General features: G+C 72.5%; 3 protein-coding genes. 1 reads left to right on the plus strand and 2 read right to left on the minus strand.

Annotated features, from left to right (window positions below):
• Positions 1-145: 145 nt before the first annotated feature.
• Positions 146-1,252, minus strand: coding sequence for an acyl-CoA dehydrogenase family protein (locus G3I42_RS04090; protein WP_164282472.1), 1,107 nt, complete (start codon positions 1,250-1,252; stop codon positions 146-148).
• Positions 1,253-1,661: 409 nt separating this feature from the next.
• Here G3I42_RS04090 and G3I42_RS04095 point away from each other — a divergent pair, with 409 nt between their 5' ends.
• A complete protein-coding gene (locus tag G3I42_RS04095) occupies positions 1,662-3,020 on the plus strand; it encodes a UDP-glucose/GDP-mannose dehydrogenase family protein (RefSeq protein ID WP_164282471.1) in 1,359 nt (452 codons plus the stop codon).
• 74 nt (positions 3,021-3,094) lie between these two features.
• Here the strand turns inward: G3I42_RS04095 and G3I42_RS04100 are convergent.
• On the minus strand, positions 3,095-3,477 hold a 383-nt coding region (locus G3I42_RS04100), incomplete at its 5' end, for a membrane dipeptidase (RefSeq protein ID WP_203606337.1).

The raw sequence follows: 3,477 nt of genomic DNA on the forward strand, positions 1-3,477 counted from the left end.
GGCGGGCGCACCGCTCGGTGGCGCGCTCGCGCGGGGGCTGCGCGCGAGGGCGCGGGAGCGGTTGCGCGGCGCGGGGTGGCCGGAGGGGTGAGGCGGACGGGGAGTGAGGTGCGGGGTACGGGCGCCGGGCCCGTACCCCTTCCGCTTACGGGAGGTTGCGGGCCATGACGATGCGCTGGACCTGGTTGGTGCCCTCGTAGATCTGCGTGATCTTCGCGTCGCGCATCATGCGCTCGACCGGGTAGTCGCGCGTGTAGCCGTAGCCGCCCAGGAGCTGGACGGCGTCCGTCGTGACCTCCATCGCGACGTCCGAGGCGAAGCACTTCGCCGCCGCGCCCTGGTAGGTCAGGTCGGCGTCGCCGCGCTCGGAGGCGGCGGCGGCCTGGTACGTGAGGGCGCGCGCGGCGGAGATCTTCATCGCCATGTCGGCGAGCATGAACTGGATGCCCTGGAAGTCGGCGATGGCCTTGCCGAACTGCTTGCGCTCCTGGACGTAGCCCTTGGCGTAGTCCAGGGCGCCCTGCGCGATGCCGAGGGCCTGCGCGGCGATGGTGATACGGGTGTGGTCGAGCGTCTTCATCGCCGTCGCGAAGCCGGTGCCCTCGGCGCCGATCATCCGGTCGGCCGGGATACGGACGTTGTCGAAGTAGACCTCGCGCGTCGGCGAGCCCTTGATGCCGAGCTTCTTCTCCGGCGCGCCGAACGAGACGCCCTCGTCGCCCTTCTCGACGACGAAGGCGGAGATGCCCTTGCTGCGCTTGGTCGGGTCGGTCACGGCCATGACCGTGTAGAACTCCGAGACGCCCGCGTTGGTGATCCACCGCTTGACGCCGTTGAGGACCCAGAAGTCCCCGTCGCGCACGGCCTTCGTCTTCATCCCGGCCGCGTCCGAACCCGCGTCGGGCTCGCTGAGCGCGTACGAGAACATCGCGTCGCCCTTGGCGAGCGGGCCCAGGTACTTCGCCTTCAGCTCCTCCGAGCCGGAGATGATGACGGGCAGCGAGCCGAGCTTGTTGACGGCCGGGATGAGCGAGGAGGAGGCGCAGACGCGGGCGACCTCCTCGATGACGATGACGGTCGCGAGGGCGTCGGCCCCGGCGCCGCCGTAGGTCTCCGGTACGTGCACGGCGTGCAGGTCGGCGGCGGTGAGCGCGTCGCGCGCCTCCTGCGGGAAGCGGCCCTGCTCGTCCACCTCGGCGGCGTGCGGGCCGATCTTCGCCTCGGCGAGGGCGCGGACCGTCTCGCGGAGCATGTCGTGCTCCTCGGCCGGACGGTACAGGTCGAAGTCGGACACGGTGCTGGTCTCCTTCTCGAACGGCCCGGCGCGAACGGACCCGGGAGTGCCGCGAAGGGCCCCGGGGAGTTTCCCCGCACGCTCATTACCGGTAAGTAACCTACGGTTCCGAATAATAGGCGGCGAAGCCTGCCGCGCCTACGGAACGCGCACCTTGAGTGACCTTTCCGACAGCCCCCGCGCGTTCCCGGCCGCGCCCCCGGAGCGCCCTGGCACCCGCCGACTATGCTCGGCATCCGCCGGGGAGGCGCCCGCGCGACCCGCCGTCGGCCGCTCCGGCGGCCCGTACCGGGCCGCGCCACGCAGCCCCGTCACACAGCCCCATTACGCAGCCCCGCCACGTACCCCCGTCGCACAGGAGCCGTCCATGAGCCAGCCGCCGGTCCAGTCCCCCCGGATCACCGTCATCGGTCTCGGCTATCTCGGTGCCACGCACGCGGCGTCCATGGCGGAGCTGGGCTTCGACGTGCTCGGCATCGACGTCGTGCCCGAGAAGATCGAATCGCTCTCGCGCGGCGAGGCCCCGATGTACGAGCCGGGCCTCGAAGAGGTGCTGCGCAAGCACGTCGCGGGGCTCGACGGCTCCACCAAGCGGCTGCGGTTCACGAGCTCCTGGGAGGAGATCGCCGACTTCGGCGATGTCCACTTCGTGTGCGTCAACACCCCGCAGCGGCAGGGCGATCTCGCCTGCGACATGAGTTACGTGGACAGCGCCGTCGAGACGCTGGCGCCGCTGCTCACCCGCCCGGCGCTCGTCGTCGGCAAGTCGACGGTCCCCGTGGGCTCGGCCGAACGCCTCGCGGCGCGCCTCGCGGAGCTGGCACCGGCCGGGGAGGGCGCGCGGCTCGCGTGGAACCCGGAGTTCCTGCGCGAGGGCTTCGCCGTCGAGGACACGCTCCACCCCGACCGGCTCGTCGTCGGGGTGCGCGACGAGGAGTCCGAGGAGTTGCTCCGTACGGTGTACGCGGGCCCGATCGCCGAGGGCACGCCCTTCCTCGTCACGGACTACGCGACCGCCGAGCTGGTGAAGGTCTCGGCGAACTCCTTCCTCGCCACGAAGATCTCCTTCATCAACGCCATGGCCGAGGTGTGCGAGGCCGCGGGGGGCGACGTCTCGCAGCTCGCGGAGGCGATCGGCTACGACGCGCGCATCGGGCGGAAGTTCCTGCGCGCCGGGATCGGCTTCGGCGGCGGCTGCCTGCCGAAGGACATCCGCGCCTTCATGGCCCGCGCGGGCGAACTCGGCGCGGACCAGGCGCTCACCTTCCTGCGCGAGATCGACTCGATCAACATGCGCCGCCGCGCGCAGATGGTGGACCTCGCGCGCGAGACCGTCGGCGGTTCCTTCCTTGGCGTACGGGTCGGGGTGCTCGGCGCGGCCTTCAAGCCGGACTCCGACGACGTACGGGACTCGCCCGCGCTGAACGTCGCGGGGCAGATCCACCTCCAGGGCGGCCAGGTGACGGTGCACGACCCGCGCGCGATGGCGAACGCGGCGCGCGTCTTCCCGACGCTGGGGTACGCGGACACGGCGCTGGACGCGGTGCGGGGGGCGGACGTGGTGCTGCACCTCACGGAGTGGGGGGAGTACCGGGAGATCGACCCCGGGGAGATGGGGGAGGTCGTGGCGCGGAAGGTGCTGCTGGACGGGCGGAACGTGCTCTCCGCCGCGCGGTGGCGGGAAGCCGGGTGGACGTACCGGGCGATGGGGCGGCCCAACGCCTGAGTGGCCTCCCGGGGCTCCGCCCCGGACCCCGCTCCTGAAATGCCGGAGGGGTTGTCAGGCCCGGCCCTCACGGGTCACAGCCCCAGTCCCGGCACCGCCCTCGGCGTCAGTTCGTCCCGCTCCCCCAGCCTCGCCGTGCTCGGGCCGCGTCGCGCGCTCGTCGCTCTCGCCGTCTCATCGGCCTCCTTCAGGACGCGGAGGACGTTCTCCCAGGTGAGGGCGGTGAGTTCGGCGTCGCTCCAGCCGCGGGCGCGCAGTTCGGTGAGGAGGGGCGGGTAGCCGGTGGGGTCGGTGAGGCCCTCGGGGTGGGGTTCGCCCGTGTCGTGGGCTCCGCACAGGGCGACCGCGCCGGGGCCCGCGACGGCGCGGACGTGGTCGATGTGGTCGGCCGTGTCGGTGAGCGCCGGGCCGGTCAGCGGCGCGGTGAGCGGGACGAGGCACAGGCCGCCCGCGGCGC

Origin of the sequence: Streptomyces sp. SID11385 (assembly GCF_010548245.1) — a bacterium.
GTDB lineage: Bacteria > Actinomycetota > Actinomycetes > Streptomycetales > Streptomycetaceae > Streptomyces.